This window comes from Pseudomonas costantinii, from assembly GCF_001870435.1.
Classification (GTDB): Bacteria; Pseudomonadota; Gammaproteobacteria; order Pseudomonadales; family Pseudomonadaceae; genus Aquipseudomonas; species Aquipseudomonas costantinii.
This window is the reverse complement of the sequence record NZ_MDDR01000007.1, coordinates 386,570-403,749: the sequence shown is the minus strand read 5'-3', so window position 1 is coordinate 403,749 and position 17,180 is coordinate 386,570. Positions and strand designations below refer to the sequence as shown.

The 17,180-nt window shown below is 60.5% G+C and carries 11 protein-coding genes; 10 read left to right on the top strand and 1 reads right to left on the bottom strand.

Going from position 1 to position 17,180, the window contains the following annotated elements:
* The first annotated feature begins 91 nt into the window (after window positions 1-91).
* The 5 genes from BFL40_RS06845 (at window position 92) to argR (ending at window position 4,548) form a co-directional block, all read left to right on the top strand.
* Window positions 92-781, top strand: a complete 690-nt coding sequence (locus tag BFL40_RS06845) for an ABC transporter permease (RefSeq protein WP_071483226.1) — start codon at window positions 92-94, stop codon at window positions 779-781.
* Entirely contained in the window at window positions 778-1,476 is a 699-nt protein-coding gene (locus BFL40_RS06840) for an ABC transporter permease (protein WP_071483225.1), read from the top strand. The genes BFL40_RS06845 and BFL40_RS06840 overlap by 4 nt, the downstream gene beginning before the upstream one ends.
* A gap of 1 nt (window position 1,477) precedes the next feature.
* Window positions 1,478-2,590 (top strand): succinylglutamate desuccinylase/aspartoacylase family protein, encoded by a 1,113-nt coding sequence (locus BFL40_RS06835; RefSeq protein ID WP_071483224.1) that lies wholly within the window; start codon window positions 1,478-1,480, stop codon window positions 2,588-2,590.
* Window positions 2,591-2,617: 27 nt separating this feature from the next.
* Window positions 2,618-3,382 (top strand): ABC transporter ATP-binding protein, encoded by a 765-nt coding sequence (locus tag BFL40_RS06830; protein ID WP_003214336.1) that lies wholly within the window; start codon window positions 2,618-2,620, stop codon window positions 3,380-3,382.
* Window positions 3,383-3,567: 185 nt separating this feature from the next.
* Window positions 3,568-4,548 (top strand): transcriptional regulator ArgR, encoded by a 981-nt coding sequence (gene argR / locus BFL40_RS06825; RefSeq protein ID WP_071483223.1) that lies wholly within the window; start codon window positions 3,568-3,570, stop codon window positions 4,546-4,548.
* Between the two features lie 6 nt (window positions 4,549-4,554).
* Here the strand turns inward: argR and BFL40_RS06820 are convergent, their stop codons facing one another.
* Window positions 4,555-10,419: a dermonecrotic toxin domain-containing protein gene (locus tag BFL40_RS06820; protein ID WP_071483222.1), complete on the bottom strand. Its 5,865-nt coding sequence runs from the start codon at window positions 10,417-10,419 to the stop codon at window positions 4,555-4,557.
* A gap of 304 nt (window positions 10,420-10,723) precedes the next feature.
* On the opposite strand from BFL40_RS06820, the gene BFL40_RS06815 reads away from it, so the two are divergent.
* The 5 genes from BFL40_RS06815 to astB all read left to right on the top strand — a co-directional run bounded on the left by BFL40_RS06815 (window position 10,724) and on the right by astB (window position 17,173).
* The gene (locus BFL40_RS06815; protein ID WP_071483221.1) at window positions 10,724-11,944 is read left to right on the top strand and encodes an aspartate aminotransferase family protein; all 1,221 of its coding nucleotides are present in this window, start codon (window positions 10,724-10,726) and stop codon (window positions 11,942-11,944) included.
* A 244-nt stretch (window positions 11,945-12,188) separates the two neighbouring features.
* Window positions 12,189-13,208 (top strand): arginine/ornithine succinyltransferase subunit alpha, encoded by a 1,020-nt coding sequence (aruF, locus tag BFL40_RS06810; RefSeq protein WP_071483220.1) that lies wholly within the window; start codon window positions 12,189-12,191, stop codon window positions 13,206-13,208.
* A 48-nt stretch (window positions 13,209-13,256) separates the two neighbouring features.
* Window positions 13,257-14,282: an arginine N-succinyltransferase gene (gene astA / locus BFL40_RS06805; RefSeq protein WP_071483219.1), complete on the top strand. Its 1,026-nt coding sequence runs from the start codon at window positions 13,257-13,259 to the stop codon at window positions 14,280-14,282.
* A complete protein-coding gene (astD, locus tag BFL40_RS06800; protein ID WP_071483218.1) occupies window positions 14,282-15,748 on the top strand; it encodes a succinylglutamate-semialdehyde dehydrogenase in 1,467 nt (488 codons plus the stop codon). Before astA ends, astD begins: the two co-directional genes overlap by 1 nt.
* A gap of 78 nt (window positions 15,749-15,826) precedes the next feature.
* Window positions 15,827-17,173, top strand: coding sequence for an N-succinylarginine dihydrolase (gene astB / locus BFL40_RS06795; protein WP_071483217.1), 1,347 nt, complete (start codon window positions 15,827-15,829; stop codon window positions 17,171-17,173).
* Window positions 17,174-17,180 lie beyond the last annotated feature (7 nt).

The following is a 17,180-nucleotide window of genomic DNA, read 5'->3' as shown; positions in this document are numbered from 1 at the left end:
CTCGTCGCAGCTGTCTGTCCGCAATGGCGCAAGCAACAGAATTCCTGAGGTTTGCGCCATTTTTTCATCCCCCTTTTCGAGGACCTGAATCATGTTGAAAGGCTACGGGGCCGTCATCCTCGATGGCGCATGGTTGACGCTTCAGCTCGCCTTGTCGTCCATGGCCTTGGCCATTGTTCTGGGTCTGATCGGGGTCGCGTTACGCCTGTCGCCGGTGCGCTGGTTGGCCTGGCTGGGTGACTTGTACTCCACGGTGATCCGCGGGATCCCGGACCTGGTGCTGATCCTGCTGATTTTCTACGGCGGTCAGGACCTGCTCAACCGCGTCGCGCCGATGCTCGGCTTTGACGACTATATTGACTTGAACCCCTTGGCCGCCGGTATCGGCACCCTGGGTTTCATCTTTGGCGCCTACCTATCGGAGACCTTCCGTGGCGCCTTCATGGCCATTCCCAAGGGTCAGGCTGAAGCCGGTATGGCGTATGGCATGAGCCCGTTCCAGGTGTTTTTCCGGGTGATGGTGCCGCAGATGATTCGGTTGGCGATCCCCGGTTTCACCAACAACTGGCTGGTACTCACCAAGGCTACCGCGCTGATTTCGGTGGTGGGCCTGCAAGACATGATGTTCAAGGCCAAGCAGGCGGCAGATGCCACGCGTGAGCCTTTTACCTTCTTCCTCGCAGTGGCGGCGATGTACCTGGTGATCACCAGCGTCTCGTTGCTGGCCCTGCGTTACCTTGAGAAGCGCTACTCGGTAGGCGTAAGGGCGGCTGATCTATGATCTTCGACTACAACGTCATTTGGGATGCCATGCCGCTGTACCTCGGCGGCTTGCTGACCACCTTGAAACTGCTCGCCATCTCGCTGTTCTTCGGCTTGCTCGCTGCCTTGCCCCTGGGCTTGATGCGCGTGTCCAAGCAGCCGATCGTCAACGGCGCGGCTTGGCTGTTCACGTATGTGATTCGTGGCACACCGATGCTGGTGCAACTGTTTCTGATCTACTACGGCCTGGCTCAGTTTGACGCCGTGCGCGAAAGCTTCCTGTGGCCGCTGCTGTCCAGCGCCACGTTCTGCGCGTGCCTGGCCTTTGCGATCAACACCAGCGCCTACACCGCTGAGATCATTGCCGGCAGCCTCAAGGCCACCCCCAATGGCGAAATCGAAGCGGCCAAGGCCATGGGCATGTCGCGCTACAAGCTGTACCGCCGCATCCTGCTGCCGTCGGCCCTGCGCCGCGCGCTGCCGCAGTACAGCAACGAAGTGATCATGATGCTGCAGACCACCAGTCTGGCGTCCATCGTGACCCTGATTGACATCACCGGTGCTGCGCGCACGGTGAACGCCCAGTTCTACCTGCCGTTTGAAGCCTATATCACCGCCGGTGCGTTCTACCTGTGCCTGACCTTTATCCTGGTGCGCCTGTTCAAGTTGGCCGAAGGCCGCTGGCTGAGCTACCTGGCTCCACGGAAGCATTGATATGGAACGTATCGATCACCTGTTGCCCTGGGGCCACCTGGGGTGCGAGCGCCAACTGAGCGTGTTTCGTTTCGGCAGCGGTGGGCGCAAGGCTTATATCCAGGCCAGCCTGCACGCCGACGAATTGCCGGGGATGCGCGCGGCCTGGGAGCTGAAAAAGCGTCTCACCGAACTGGAACAGCAAGGCGCCCTCAATGGCGTGATCGAGCTGGTCCCGGTGGCCAACCCGATGGGGCTCGGCCAGTTGCTGCAAGGCAGCCACCAGGGGCGTTTCGAGATTGGCAGTGGCAAGAATTTCAACCGTGATTTCGTCGAGTTGAGCGAGCCGGTTGCCGAGTTGCTCAAGGGCAAGTTGGGTGATGATCCGCACGCCAACGTGCGCATGATCCGCCAGGCGATGAGCGATGCGCTCGACGCGTTGCCCGCGCCAAGTAGCCAGTTGCAAGGCATGCAACGTGTACTGTTGAGCCACGCCTGCACCGCCGATGTGGTCCTCGACCTGCATTGCGACGCCGAAGCTGCGTTGCACATGTACGCGCTGCCGCAACACTGGCCGCAGTGGCGTTCGCTGTCGGCGCATTTGAATGTAAAAGTCGGACTGCTGGCGGAAGATTCCGGTGGCAGCTCGTTTGATGAAGCCTGTTCGCTGCCTTGGTTGCGTCTGTCCCAGGCTTTCCCAGAGGCACAGGTTCCGCTGGCATGCCTGGCGACGACCCTGGAATTGGGAGGCCAAGCTGACACCGGCCGCGACGAGGCTATCTTCCACGCCGAAGGTATTCTTGCGTTCCTGGCCGAGCAGGGCCTGATCAGCGGCGAATGGCCTGCGCCGCAACACGAACCTTGCGAAGGCTTGCCCTTCGAAGGCACCGAATTGCTGTTTGCGCCCCACGCCGGTGTGATCAGTTACCTGCGTAAAGCCGGTGATCGGGTCGAGTCGGGCGAGCCGATTTTTGAAGTGATTGATCCCTTGACCGACCGCGTGAGCATTGTTTGCGCGGGCACGTCCGGGGTGTTGTTTGCCGTTGAACGGCTACGTTATGCCCAAGCGGGTTTCTGGCTGGCCAAGGTGGCGGGGCGCGAAGCGCTGCGTCACGGGCGCTTGCTCAACGACTGACCACCTGTTTTTGTGAGAACCGACCGCATGTACAAACTTGAAGTCCAAGACCTGCATAAACGCTATGGCAGTCATGAAGTGCTCAAAGGCGTGTCCCTGGCCGCCGCGGCCGGTGATGTGATCAGCATCATCGGTTCCAGTGGCTCGGGCAAAAGTACCTTTTTGCGCTGCATCAACCTGCTGGAGCAACCCCACGCCGGCAAGATTCTGCTCAACAACGAAGAGCTGAAACTGGTGGCCAACAAGGACGGCGCCATGAAGGCCGCCGATCCAAAACAACTGCAACGCATGCGTTCGCGCTTGTCGATGGTGTTCCAGCATTTCAACCTGTGGTCGCACATGACCGCGCTTGAAAACGTGATGGAAGCCCCGGTGCACGTGTTGGGCATGTCGAAAAAAGACGCCCGTGAAAAGGCCGAGCACTACCTGGCAAAAGTGGGCGTGGGCCATCGTAAAGATGCGTTCCCCGGCCACATGTCCGGTGGCGAGCAGCAGCGCGTAGCGATTGCCCGCGCCCTGGCGATGGAGCCTGAGGTAATGCTGTTTGATGAGCCCACCTCGGCACTGGACCCGGAGCTGGTCGGCGAAGTTCTGAAGGTCATGCAGGACCTGGCCCAGGAAGGTCGCACCATGGTGGTGGTCACCCACGAAATGGGCTTTGCCCGTGAAGTGTCGAACCAACTGGTGTTCCTGCACAAAGGCATCGTCGAAGAGCGCGGCAACCCGCGCGAAGTGCTGGTGAACCCGCAATCCGAACGGTTGCAGCAGTTTTTGTCCGGTAGCTTGAAATAATCAAGGCTGCTTTTATGCACTGAATTAGTGCATGCTCCGCAGCCTTGAGGTTGGCCCCGATCCCCTGTGGGAGCAGGCAAGCCAGCTCCCACATTAGATCCTCATATGTTTTGAGATTTGTGTTGGTTTACCGGCTAGCATTGGCCTTTGTCTTCATTACCGTTACTCGCTTCGGATAGCCCTCCATGACCGCCCATCGAATTGGTTTCCTGATTTGGCCCAGCACAAAAGCACTCACGCTTGCGCTGGCTGAAGAGGCTTTGCGCGTTGCTCAGCGGGTGCATCCGGACGTGGTCTACGAGTTGTCGTTTCTGCTCGCAGAGCCCGCGACCGAAGGCTCCTGGCAACTGCCGGGCGAGCCATGGGCCGGTAAGCTGGAAGGCTTCCAAAAACTGTTCCTGCTGGCGGACGAACCGCCCACCGCCATTGCCTCACAGCTGAGCACCGCGCTCAAGCAGCTCGTTCGCGCAGGTTGTGTGATCGGCGGCTTGTCGGCGGGTGTGTACCCGCTGGCCCAGCTCGGTTTGCTCGATGGCTACCGCGCCGCCGTGCACTGGCGTTGGCAGGACGATTTCGCTGAGCGTTTCCCCAAGGTCATCGCCACCAGCCATCTGTTCGATTGGGACCGAGATCGTTTGACCGCTTGCGGTGGCATGTCGGTACTTGATTTGCTGCTGGCGGTATTGGCCCGTGATCACGGTGCCGAGTTGGCCGGTGCGGTTTCCGAAGAACTGGTTGTAGAGCGCATTCGTGAAGGCGGCGAGCGCCAGCGCATTCCATTGCAAAACCGCCTGGGCTCCAGCCATCCCAAGCTGACCCAGGCGGTGTTGTTGATGGAAGCCAATATCGAAGAGCCGCTGACCACCGACGAAATCGCCCAGCACGTGTGTGTATCGCGACGACAACTGGAGCGGATCTTCAAGCAGTACCTCAATCGCGTCCCCAGCCAGTACTACCTGGAATTGCGCCTGAACAAAGCGCGCCAGATGCTCATGCAAACCAGCAAGTCGATCATCCAGATCGGCCTGTCGTGCGGCTTCTCCTCGGGGCCGCACTTCTCCAGCGCCTACCGCAATTTCTTCGGCGCGACCCCGCGCGAAGATCGCAACCAGCGGCGCAGCAGCAGCCCGTTCGAATTGTCATCGGTTCCGTCTGAACGAGGCTGATTGCGCTCACTCTTCCTGCGGGCGCGGGGAGGCAGGCTGTATCGGTTCTCCCTGTTCATCGAGCAGAACCTCCGGCACCTGAAAGTCGATGCTTGTGCGCAGGTAGTAGGTCCTGAGATAACCCAGGCTTTGCGTCGACAGCGGGTTGCCGCTCAGGTCCGAGTCGTCATGAAACGTCGGCATCATTTCAAGAATATCGGCCGGGATCTGTGTGATCTGGTTGTGGCTCAGGTCGAGTGTCTGAAGCTCGGTGAGCTGGAACACGCCCTGGGGGACGTGGCTGATTTGTGAGTGGCGCAAGTGCAGCGCCACCAGTTGGCTCATACCTGTGACATCCGGAGCATGGGTCAAGGGGTTGTGGCTCATGTCGAAGAATTCCACCGTGCTCAGATCTGATAGTGAGCGTGCCGACTCGGCGGTCAACGTAATGGCGCAGTGAGACAGTTCCAGGCTGGACAGCTTTGGCAGGCTGAACAAAGCAGCGGGTAGTGATCTCAGAGAGCATTTGCTCAAGGCCAGTGTTTGCAGATTGGGAAAACATTGCAACGTGCCGTCGACATGGGTGGTGATGCCGTTCCCAATCAGCTCGAACCGCGACACATGCTCGAAGCGCGCGCTCAACTGCGGCAATGCGCCCATGAGCGGGGTATCTATAAGCAGGCTGTGGGTGAGTTCGTCGTCGAGGTTCTCTTCGTCTTCTGCGCTTTCACGGCGCCAGACCTGCTTCAGCAATGTTTTAAAGTTGCGGCGCTGCAGTTGCTCCTGGGCTCGGGCGGTGTCGTCCAGCGGTATGTCGAGGATGGGGTGCCGCTCGGGCACATCCAGGACCCACTGCTCGAGGTCGGTGTCCAGCTGTTGGTACTCGGCTTCCAGTTGAGTCAAGTGCGGGAGGATGTCGTTCATCGTACCCGGCAGCTTGAAAATGAAGCGATCGGCTTCGCTTTCCAGCAGGTTCGGATACAGGCGCTGTACCCGTTCGCGCAGTGCGGCGGATGGCTGGGCGTTGAAGTACTCGCCAGTGCGTTGACAGTAAAGTTTGATGCGCGCAAGGGTCGTGTCGGACAGAGGATTGGCGGCGATATTGAAGTCGAGTGTCACATGGGGCGGCAAATTGAAGGTGGCGTCTGGCAGCTCCTGAATGACGTTGTGGCTGAGGTTTACGCCCATCCGCCGAGGCTGGATCAACAGCCCCGGCGGCACTTCGCGCAGGCCGGTGGCTTGCAGGGAAACCAGGGCCAAGTTGGGTAGCCGGCGAAAATCCAACGACTTCCCGATGGCGTTACGGTCGAGGTTCAGGTATTGCAGGCGGCTCATGCCTTCCAGTGCCGACTGGCTAGCGGCGGACAGCTCGATGCCGCAGTTCGACAGGCCCAGGTGCGTAAGCCTCGGCAGATCGAACACCGAAGCCGGGATGTCACCCATCTGCGTGTTCTGGATATTGAGAATGTCCAACGCCGGGAAGCTTTTGAGAAAAGCTCCGGGCTGAAATGTACCGCCGTTGCCTTCGACGTTCAGGTAGCCGATGTGCCCAAACTTGGCACTGAGCACGGGCAGCTCTCCAGTCAGTCTTTGCGGCAGGGTCAGCACGTGGGTGAAGTGAGTGTCCAGCGGGATTTCCCGGCGCCAGGTTCGTTCCAACAGTTGGTGCAGCGCCTTTCGCCGGGCTTGTTCCACCGGCAGCGGTTGGGCGTCCAGCGACCAGTGCGCCAGTTCCTGTTGCAGGGTCTCCAGTTCGCTGGCGAGGCGCGCCAGTTCGCGCTTGCCGGCTTCGATATCGCCAGGCAGTCCGAAGACCACTCGGTTGAGTTCGTCGTTACTCAGTGACGGGTAGAGACGTCGTGCGTCGTGCACATCCACCGCCGGTGCTTCGATTTCCCAGCACGTGCCATGACGTTGGAAGTAACGTTTGACTTGCTCCAGTGTGGCCCGCGAAAACGGGTTGCCGGAAAGGTCAAATCGATTGCTGCCCGCAGCTGGTTGCTCGAACAGGGCGGCAGGCAACTCGCTGATGCGGTTGTCACTCAAGAAGGCGGTTTCAAGTTCAGTAAGATTCAGCAGGCCAGGCGGCAGGCGGTCAATGCCCGTGTCGGACAAATCCAGGTCCAGCAGGTCAATCATGGAGGCCACATCGGGCACCAGCCCCAGCGGGTTATGGTGCAGGTTCAGACCCCGCAGGCGATGCATCCCAGCCAGCCGTGCGTGGCTCGTGGGGGTGAGGGTGATATTGCAGTTGTCCAGGTTCAGCGTATTCAAGTTGGGCAAGGTATGGAGATCTGCGGGCAGTTGGCCCAAGGGGGTCTCCCGCACTTCCAGATGTCGCAAATTGGGGAAGCACCGCAAGAAAGGTTCGACGCTTTGAGTGCCGTCACTGCCGGTTATGGCCAGTAAGCTCACGTGATTAAAGTCTGCATTCAGGGATGGCAGCTCCCCCAGAATCGGAAACTCCAGGCGCAGTGTCCTGCCATCGCGATCAGGGTCCTCGTAATAGTCATCGATGACCGTTTCGCGGCGCCAGCACTGCTGGATCCGTTCTGCGATAAGTGCACGGTTTTGTCGGTCGTACGTGCGCTGGCGAGCGTGCAATGGGACGCTGGTGACAGGGTGGGTAGTGGGGGTGTCGCGTTGCCAGCCATACAGGTCCAGCTCCAATTGCCTGTATTCAGCGTTCAGCGCTGCGAGCCGGCCGTCGGCGCCACCCGGCTGGTTCTGCAATCGGTCGATGAACGTCTGGACCTCCCTATCGTTAAAACTGGGAAACAGCTCCCGCGTGCGCTGCTGCAGACTGGGTGGCTGGACAGCGTTTGCGGTTTCGACAGGGTAACCGTCGACATTGCCGAGCAAACGCAGGGTTTCGATGGACGGCGGGTCGCTTTCGTCGGGGTTAAGCAAGGTGCGCACTGTGTCGCGTCCCAACGGGTGCAGGCGCAAACGGCGCCGCAGTTCGGCGCCCTGGTGGATCTCGATACCGAGCGCATCGCGTTGGGTGTCGGGCAAGGCATGCAATACGGCTGTGTACAGATCGGTTTCACTGGACAGTGGGCCTTTGGGATCATGGGGTACATAACGGTTGGTTTCGGTACGAACCAATGTGCGTCGAATGGGCGCATCGTCGGGGCCAATTGCGCACCAGACTTCGCCCTCCATGCTCAGATGACGGGCCTCGAGGTGTATTTGGTCCGACCAACCTGGCTGCAGTTTCAGTGAGTTGAGCACCAGCCTGTCGGTGTCGAGGCTGTGCTGCGAGTCCAGGTGTTGGCCTTCGTAGGCCCGGTTGATCCGCACTTCCTCCATTACGCTGCGGGCCAATTGGTCCAAGTGGTCGGGTGTTCGATGCAGGTCCAGTGCCTCAAGGTCTGCCCCGGTGGCATGCCTGAGCAGGCTGTCGGCGATACTCGCGGGCAGGCCCGGCGCAGCGTTCTGGATCTGTTGGGTAAGCGGTTCACGGGTGAATTGCAAGGGGCCGTAGCGCGAATCGAACAGCGCGGCTCGGTTGCTCTCGGCAATGTCCGCAAGTTTCTTACTCAGGTTGCGCGTGCGCGCCTCCAGGCTCAGTTGTGGGTCGCTGGCACGCTCACCGAATTGCGCGGTGATTTCTTCGGGGGGCAAGGCGCTCAGGACGGTCTTGAGCAGGTCGCCATTTTGTAACTGGTCCTCGTGGATCTGCACCGTGGTCTTGCGTGGGTCACCGAAGGTCCAGGTGACTTGGCCCCGCTCATTGAAAAATTGCAGGGCTTTGGATTTTGGCCAGTAGCCGTAGCTGGTCAACAGTTGCAATTGGTCTTGCGGATCGACGCTGTGGTACTCGGTCGGGTTATCGCTGCGCAGGCTGCTGATCAGTTGCGTAAGGTTGCGGTCGATCTTCAGGCGCGCCAGGGTATCGCTCAGTAGCGGTGGGACAGGCTCGCTGTTGACGTGCATCTTGCGCAACGCGTTTTCTTGCACACCGCTGATGTTCAGGGCCAGTTCACGGTCTGCGGTGCTGAGCCCGCTCACCTTGTGGCCGATTCGATCCAGCAGGGTCAGGCGGTCCCATTGCAACGGGCGCTCTAGTTCGGTGTGCCAGGCGCCCGCGCCGTTATGGCGTGCGCCGGGCTTGAATGCGTCAGGGCGTGTGGGGTGTTTGATTCGGTAGTGCTGGCTGTCCGGAGCTTTTTCCACGGCGTACAGCTTGCCGTCCAGCGGCAGCATTGATTCGCCATTGATCATGTGCAGGCCCTGTTCGTTGAGGCCCAGGCGCGGTGATGCGGTGAAGGGTTGTTGGTAAGGCTTGAGGTCGGGCTTCCAGTAGCGGGTGGTGTCGTTGGCCAGCTTCACTGGCTTGAAGCGGTCGATGAAGGCCGCGATGTCGGCAGGCAAAGCTTTGCGTAGCTCGGCGACACCGATGGTGGCGCCTGCGCCAAAGGCGCCCAATTGCACCAACGACTCAACAACCCCGGCAAAGTGACCGATCGCTTCCCTGCCTTCGCCTTCAGCCCAGTCAATGACCCCTTCAAACACGTCATCGAGGAGTTGGTAAGCCATGTAGCCCAGCATCAATTCGCCGAGGCCGGGCACAAACGGCGCCGCCACTTGCACGACCGCGTTGACGATTGCCGAGGCGACATTGACGAAGGAGTCCCACAGCGCCCAGCGCGCCGTACGGTCTGCATTGGCCGTGGACACCGCGAGTGTGCGCGCGTCATTGAGCAGTTTGTTGAGTTTTTGTTCGTAGAGGTGCAGCCACGGATCGTTCGTGATGGGGGTGGCGACAAACTGCAGCTTAGGATCATTGGTGGGGGCTTTGCGCCAAGGCGCCAGGCCGCTGCCGGGCTCGGGCGGGTGGAAAGTGACTTTCGCCAGGCGTTCGCTCAGGCTTGAAAAGAACACGCCGCGCCGGTCGTGGTCGACAAACCGGCTGAAGAACACCTGGTAATCCTCGTCGCGTAGCTGGCGCACCAGTTCTTGCTTGAACGCCAAGGGTGAGGTGTATTGCTTGATCGGGTGCACAGGATCATCCGGGATATAGGCCACCAGTCGTTGCGCTTTCCGTGAGGTTTCCAGGTTGGGGGCAAACAGCAGGGGGCCGGTGAGTGGCGCGTCCATCAGGCTTAAGTCGTGACAGAGCAAGGGCGAACCGTCGAGTGCTACGCCTTGTTCGCCTCTGACCAGTGCTTCGATCAACTGCCGAAAGTCATCGTCGATATCGCCCTGGACCCACGCCAGTTGCAAGGAGGCGCGCAACTGGGCTTTCTGGCTGGTATCGACCTTGTGTCGCAGCACGGCGGCGGCCACCGCTTCATCCATGCCCAATTGAGTACGCAAGTACTGGGCATAGCGGGCGCCAATGTCCAGCTCGCGGCACAGTCGGGTAAACGCACTGATCGGCAGGGCCTGTCGGATGGCGGGCAACGTATCGAACCGGCCGTCGGTGGACGGCTGGCTGATGTAAGTGGAGTCGGGCTCGTAGGCGTGGTCCCGGGTTTCGTTGTAGTCGAAGTTGTGCAGGGCAGCATCCAGCAGGGACACGGTCCAGGTGCGTGCGCCGCCGGTGCGGATCGGAAACCACGGGACGGTCTGTGGGATGTACAGGCGCAGGTACACCGCCTCACTGTCCAGGTCGAGATTGAAGCGGGTCAGCAGCGCACTGTCGAGGATGGGTTTGGCGAAGGCTTTGGCGTCCAGCAGGTTCTTCAGTGCGCCGTCGACGCTGTTCTGCGCCTCCCAGTGAGCGGCGTTCAGTCGATGCAGTTCGGTTCGCTGGGCTGCGGGCGCCGTAGTCACTCGCGGCGTGGTCTGTTTCAGCGTCTCGCGCTTGCTGGCGCTGGCCATGCCTAGCCAGCGCGGAACCGCCGTATTCAGAAGCTGATAATGACTATCGGGGTGGGTGTCCATGGGGCTGATCTCTGTATGTCTGGAAAGAGCATCAGTAAATCAAGCGCCTGGTGGTGGCAGAGGCTAGATAGTTAGGGTGATTGCCTTGTTTCAATCGGCTGCCTTTGGCCCTGCCGCAAAACCCCTGGGCAGTTTAAACTGCGCCATTGCGACGCTATTTGTCGCATTGGCGTAAACCCGCTGAAAACACGGGTTTGCGCTATAAGAAGTTGTCGCTTGGCGACAAGGTCGCGCTGAAAACTGTCCTTACAATCCCAGCATCGCCCGCCAGTTCCAGGCAGGCGTTCCTCTTCAGGAGACTCCGATGTCCGTTGAGCAAGCCCCGGTGCAACGTGCCGATTTCGACCAGGTCATGGTTCCCAACTACGCACCTGCCGCATTCATCCCCGTGCGTGGCGAAGGTTCGCGCGTATGGGACCAGGCGGGCCGCGAGCTGATCGACTTTGCCGGCGGCATCGCGGTCAACGTATTGGGCCACGCCCACCCGGCGCTGGTCGGTGCACTGACCGAACAGGCCAACAAGCTGTGGCATGTCTCCAACGTCTTCACCAATGAACCGGCCCTGCGCCTGGCTCATAAGCTGATCGACGCCACCTTTGCCGAGCGCGTGTTCTTCTGCAACTCCGGCGCCGAGGCCAACGAGGCCGCGTTCAAGCTGGCCCGTCGTGTCGCGTTTGACCGTTTCGGCACCGAGAAATACGAAATCATCGCCGCGCTGAACAGCTTCCACGGCCGTACCCTGTTCACCGTTAACGTCGGTGGCCAGTCGAAGTACTCCGATGGCTTCGGTCCTAAAATCACCGGTATCACACACGTGCCTTATAACGACCTGGCCGCGCTGAAAGCCGCCGTGTCGGACAAGACCTGCGCCGTAGTGCTGGAGCCGATCCAGGGTGAAGGCGGCGTACTGCCGGCCGAGTTGGCTTACCTGCAAGGCGCCCGCGAGCTGTGCGACGCAAACGACGCGCTGCTGGTGTTCGACGAAGTGCAAACCGGCATGGGCCGCAGCGGCAAGCTGTTCGCTTACCAGCATTACGGCGTGACGCCGGACATCCTCACCAGTGCCAAGAGCCTGGGCGGCGGTTTCCCGATTGCTGCCATGCTCACCACCGAAGCCTTGGCCAAGCACTTGGTCGTCGGCACCCACGGCACCACCTACGGCGGCAACCCGCTGGCGTGTGCGGTGGCGGAAGCGGTGATTGACGTGATCAACACCCCTGAAGTGCTGGCTGGCGTGAATGCCAAGCACGACCTGTTCAAGGCGCGTCTGGAGCAGATCGGCAAGCAATACGGCATCTTCACTGAGGTGCGCGGCATGGGCCTACTGATTGGTTGTGTGCTGAGCGATGCCTTCAAAGGCAAGGCCAAGGACGTGTTCAACGCGGCCGAGAAAGAAAACCTGATGATCCTGCAAGCCGGCCCGGACGTGGTGCGTTTCGCCCCAAGCCTGGTGGTGGAAGACGCCGACATCCAGGAAGGCCTGGATCGTTTCGAGCGTGCTGTGAAGACATTGACGCAAGCCTGATGCGCCGCTCGGCGCCTGGCGATCAGGCGTCGAGCAAAAATTCTATAGGCCGGACCGAATCAAATGTGGGAGCTGGGCTTGCCCGCGATGCAGACAACTCGGTCTTTCAGTGAGACCGAGCTGATGCCATCGCAGGCAAGCCAGCTCCCACATGGGTCTGCTTGCACATTGAGAGGTGTGTGAGTCCAGATCCTGAGTCCGGCATTTTTCCCTCTGTGAGTTTTTCGAGTTAAGGAGTGACACCATGCTGGTGATGCGCCCCGCGCAAATGGCTGATCTGGGCGAGGTACAGCGTCTGGCTGCGGACAGCCCGATTGGTGTCACCTCCTTGCCGGACGATGTGGAGCGCCTGAGCGACAAGATCGCCGCCAGCGAAGCGTCCTTCGCGGCCGAGGTCAGTTTCAACGGTGAAGAAAGCTATTTCTTCGTGCTCGAAGACACCGAGACCGGCAAGCTGGCGGGCTGTTCGGCCATCGTCGCTTCGGCTGGTTACTCGGAGCCTTTCTACAGTTTTCGTAACGAGACCTTCGTGCATGCCTCGCGCGAGCTGAAGATCCACAACAAGATCCACGTGCTTTCCCAGTGCCACGACCTCACCGGCAACAGCCTGCTCACCAGTTTTTATGTGGTGCCGGAGCTGGTCGGTTCGCCGTGGTCGGAACTCAATTCCCGTGGTCGCCTGCTGTTCGTCGCCAGCCACCCCGAGCGTTTTGCCGACTCGGTGGTGACCGAGATCGTCGGCTACAGTGACGAGAACGGTGACTCGCCGTTCTGGGATGCCATCGGCCGCAACTTCTTCGACCTCAACTACGCCGCCGCCGAGCGCCTGTGTGGGCTGAAAAGCCGCACCTTCCTCGCCGAGTTGATGCCGCACTACCCGATCTACGTGCCGCTACTGCCGGACGAAGCCCAGGAAGCGATGGGCCAGGTACACCCGCGTGCGCAGATCACCTTCGACATCCTGATGCGCGAAGGCTTCGAGACCGACCACTACATCGACATCTTCGACGGCGGCCCAACGCTGCACGCGCGGGTTTCGGGCATTCGCTCGATCGCCCAGAGCCGCGTAGTGCCGGTGAAGATCGGTGAGATGGTCAAAGGAGTAGGCCGCCAGTACCTGGTGAGCAACGCGCAGTTGCAGGATTACCGCGCGCTGATGCTGGAGCTGGACTACGCACCTGGTAAACCGGTGACGTTGGACCTGGAAACGGCCGAAGCCCTGGGTGTTGGCGAGGGCGCGAGTGTGCGCCTGGTAGCGGTTTAAAACAGAGTTTCGCGGGTGGCTGCACAGCGGCCCGTCTGAGGAGATAGCATGATCGTTCGTCCCGTACGCAGCAGCGATTTACCAGCCCTGATTGATCTGGCGCGCAGCACCGGCACCGGCCTCACCACCTTGCCGGCCAACGAAGAGCGCCTGACCCATCGGGTTGGCTGGGCGGAAAAAACCTTTCGCGGCGACGCCGGGCGCGGTGATGCCGATTACCTGTTCGTGCTGGAAAACGACGAAGGCCAAGTGGTGGGGATTTCTGCCATCGCCGGCGCCGTTGGCCTGCGCGAGCCTTGGTACAACTTCCGGGTGGGCCTGACTGTCAGCGCCTCCCAGGAGCTGAATATCTACCGCGAGATTCCGACGCTGTTTTTGGCTAATGACCTCACCGGCAATTCCGAGCTGTGCTCGTTGTTCCTGCACGCCGATTACCGCACCGGCCTCAATGGCCGCATGCTGGCCAAGGCGCGCCTGCTGTTTATCGCCGAATTCCCGCAACTGTTCGGCAACAAGATCATCGCCGAGATGCGTGGCGTGTCCAACGACGCGGGGCGTTCGCCATTCTGGGAAAGCCTGGGCCGTCACTTCTTCAAGATGGAATTCAGCCAGGCCGACTACCTCACCGGTGTGGGCAACAAGGCGTTTATCGCCGAACTGATGCCGAAGTTTCCGCTGTACAGCTGCTTCCTCTCCGAGGATGCGCGCAATGTGATCGGCAAGGTCCACCCGGATACCGAGCCCGCGCTGAGCATGCTCAAGAGTGAAGGTTTCAGCTACCAGGGTTATGTCGATATCTTCGACGCCGGCCCGGCGGTGGAGTGTGAAACCAGCAAGATTCGTGCGGTGCGAGACAGCCAGTCGTTGGTACTGGCCATCGGTACGCCGGGGGACGATGCCACGCCGTTCCTGATTCATAACCGCAAGCGCGAGGAGTGCCGTATCACCGCCGCTCCCGCCCGTCTGGCGGCGGGCACATTGGTGGTCGATCCGCAGACCGCTAAACGCCTGAAACTGGTGGTGGGTGATCAAGTGCGTGCCGTACCGTTGTCCGCTGCTCGGGAGTCGAAGTAATGAACTCGTTGTATATCGCAGGGTCCTGGCTGGCTGGCCAGGGGGAGCTGGTTGAATCGCGCAACCCGGTGACTCAACAGGTGCTGTGGGCTGGTAATGGTGCCACCGCCGAGCAAGTCGAGTCCGCTGTGCAGGCTGCGCGTCAGGCGTTTCCGGCGTGGGCCAAGCGTTCGCTGGAAGAGCGCATCGGCGTGCTCGAAACCTTCGCCGCCACGCTGAAAAGCCGTGCCGATGAAATTGCGCGCTGCATCGGTGAAGAAACCGGTAAGCCACTGTGGGAGTCAGCCACTGAAGTCACCAGCATGGCCAACAAGATCGCGATCTCGGTGCAAAGCTACCGCGAGCGTACCGGCGAGAAGAGCGGCCCATTGGGCGACGCCACCGCCGTACTGCGCCACAAACCCCACGGTGTGGTGGCGGTGTTTGGTCCCTACAACTTCCCAGGGCACTTGCCGAATGGGCATATCGTCCCGGCGTTGCTGGCGGGTAACACCGTGCTGTTCAAACCGAGCGAGCTGACCCCGAAAGTTGCCGAGTTGACGGTGCAGTGCTGGATCGAAGCCGGCTTGCCGGCGGGCGTGTTGAACCTGCTGCAAGGCGCGCGGGAAACCGGTATCGCCCTGGCGGCCAATCCGGGTATCGACGGTTTGTTCTTCACTGGCTCCAGCCGCACCGGCAATCACCTGCATCAGCAATTCTCTGGGCGCCCGGACAAGATCCTGGCCCTGGAAATGGGTGGCAACAATCCGTTGGTGGTGGATGAAGTCGCTGACGTGGATGCGGCGGTCTACACCATTATCCAGTCGGCGTTTATCTCGGCTGGCCAGCGTTGTACCTGTGCCCGTCGACTGCTGGTGCCGGAAGGCGCTTGGGGTGATGCGTTGCTCGCGCGCCTGGTGGCGGTTAGCTCGACGATTGAAGTCGGTGCGTTCGACCAACAACCGGCGCCGTTCATGGGCTCGGTGATTTCCCTGGGTGCAGCCAAAGCGTTGATGGACGCCCAAGAACTGTTGTTAGCCAATGGCGCCGTGGCGCTGCTGGAAATGACTCAGCCACAGGATCAGGCTGCCTTGCTGACCCCGGGCATCATCGATGTGACTGCAGTGACCGAGCGTGCAGACGAAGAACTGTTCGGCCCGCTGTTGCAAGTGATCCGCTACGCTGACTTTGCAGCGGCGATTGCCGAGGCCAACAACACCCAATACGGCTTGGCTGCGGGTTTGTTGTCGGATTCGCAAGCGCGTTACCAGCAGTTCTGGCTGGAAAGCCGCGCCGGTATCGTCAACTGGAACAAACAACTGACCGGCGCCGCCAGCACTGCGCCGTTCGGCGGGGTAGGCGCCTCGGGCAACCATCGCGCCAGTGCGTACTACGCGGCGGATTATTGCGCGTACCCGGTGGCGTCGCTGGAAACTCCAAGCCTGGTGGTTCCAGCAACGCTGACCCCCGGCATTACCTTGATCTAAATGTGGGAGCCAGCTCCCACAGTTGACCGGGTTAACAAGTTGAAGCCTATAAAAACAGATGTTCGTGGAGCCTCGCCGATGAAATCCTGTGAAGTCAATTTTGACGGTCTAGTGGGGCCGACCCATAACTACGGCGGTTTGTCCTACGGCAACGTCGCGTCCCAGAGCAACAGCCAGCAATCTTCGAACCCGAAGGAAGCGGCGTTGCAGGGGCTGCAGAAAATGAAAGCCCTGATGGAAATGGGCTTTGTACAAGGTGTATTGGCGCCGCAGGAACGTCCTGATGTGGCTGCCTTGCGCAACCTTGGTTTCAGCGGTACTGACGCGCAGGTGATCCAGCAAGCGGCTAAGCAGGCCATGCCGCTGCTGGTTGCCAGCTGTTCTGCGTCGAGCATGTGGGTGGCCAACGCTGCCACTGTCAGCCCAAGCGCCGACACGGCCGATGGCCGCGTGCATTTCACGGCTGCCAACCTCAATTGCAAATACCACCGCAGCATTGAGCATCCGACCACCAGCCGTGTACTGGGGGCTATGTTTGCCGACCAAAAACACTTCGCCCATCACGCCGCATTGCCGGCGGTGGCGCAGTTCGGCGACGAAGGCGCGGCCAACCACACGCGTTTCTGCCGTGAATATGGCGAGGCTGGCGTCGAGTTTTTCGTGTTCGGCCGCAGTGCGTTCGACACCCGTTACTCGGCCCCGCAGAAGTACCCGGCACGCCAGACGCTGGAAGCGTCCCAGGCCGTTGCGCGCTTGCATGGCCTGAAAGATGAAGGCGTGGTCTACGGTCAACAGAACCCGGCGGTGATCGATGCCGGGGTGTTCCATAACGACGTGATCGCCGTGGGCAACGGCGAGGTGCTGTTCTATCACGAGGATGCGTTCCTCAAGACCGAGCAGATGCTCGCCGAGCTGCAAGGCAAGTTGGGCAAGCTGGGCGGTAACTTCCAGTCGGTATGTGTACCGCGTGCCCAGGTCAGCGTCGAAGATGCAGTGCGTTCCTACCTGTTCAACAGCCAGTTGCTGACGCGCGCCGACGGCTCGATGCTGCTGATCGTGCCGGAAGAATGCCGCGCCAACGAACGCGTCTGGCACTACCTGCAAGGGTTGACCGCTTCCGGCGGGCTGATTCGTGAAGTGAAAGTCTTCGATCTCAAGCAAAGCATGCAGAACGGCGGTGGCCCGGCGTGCCTGCGTTTGCGCGTGGCGTTGAATGAAACTGAGCTGGCAGCGGTGAATCCAGGCGTTATCATGACCGCGCCGTTGTACGAGACGCTGACCCAATGGGTCGACAAGCACTACCGCGACAGCCTGCGTGAAACCGACTTGGCTGACCCGCAATTGCTGCTTGAGTGCCGGACGGCACTGGATGAACTGACGCAAATCCTTAAACTGGGCTCGGTTTATCCTTTCCAGATCAATTAACGCCATA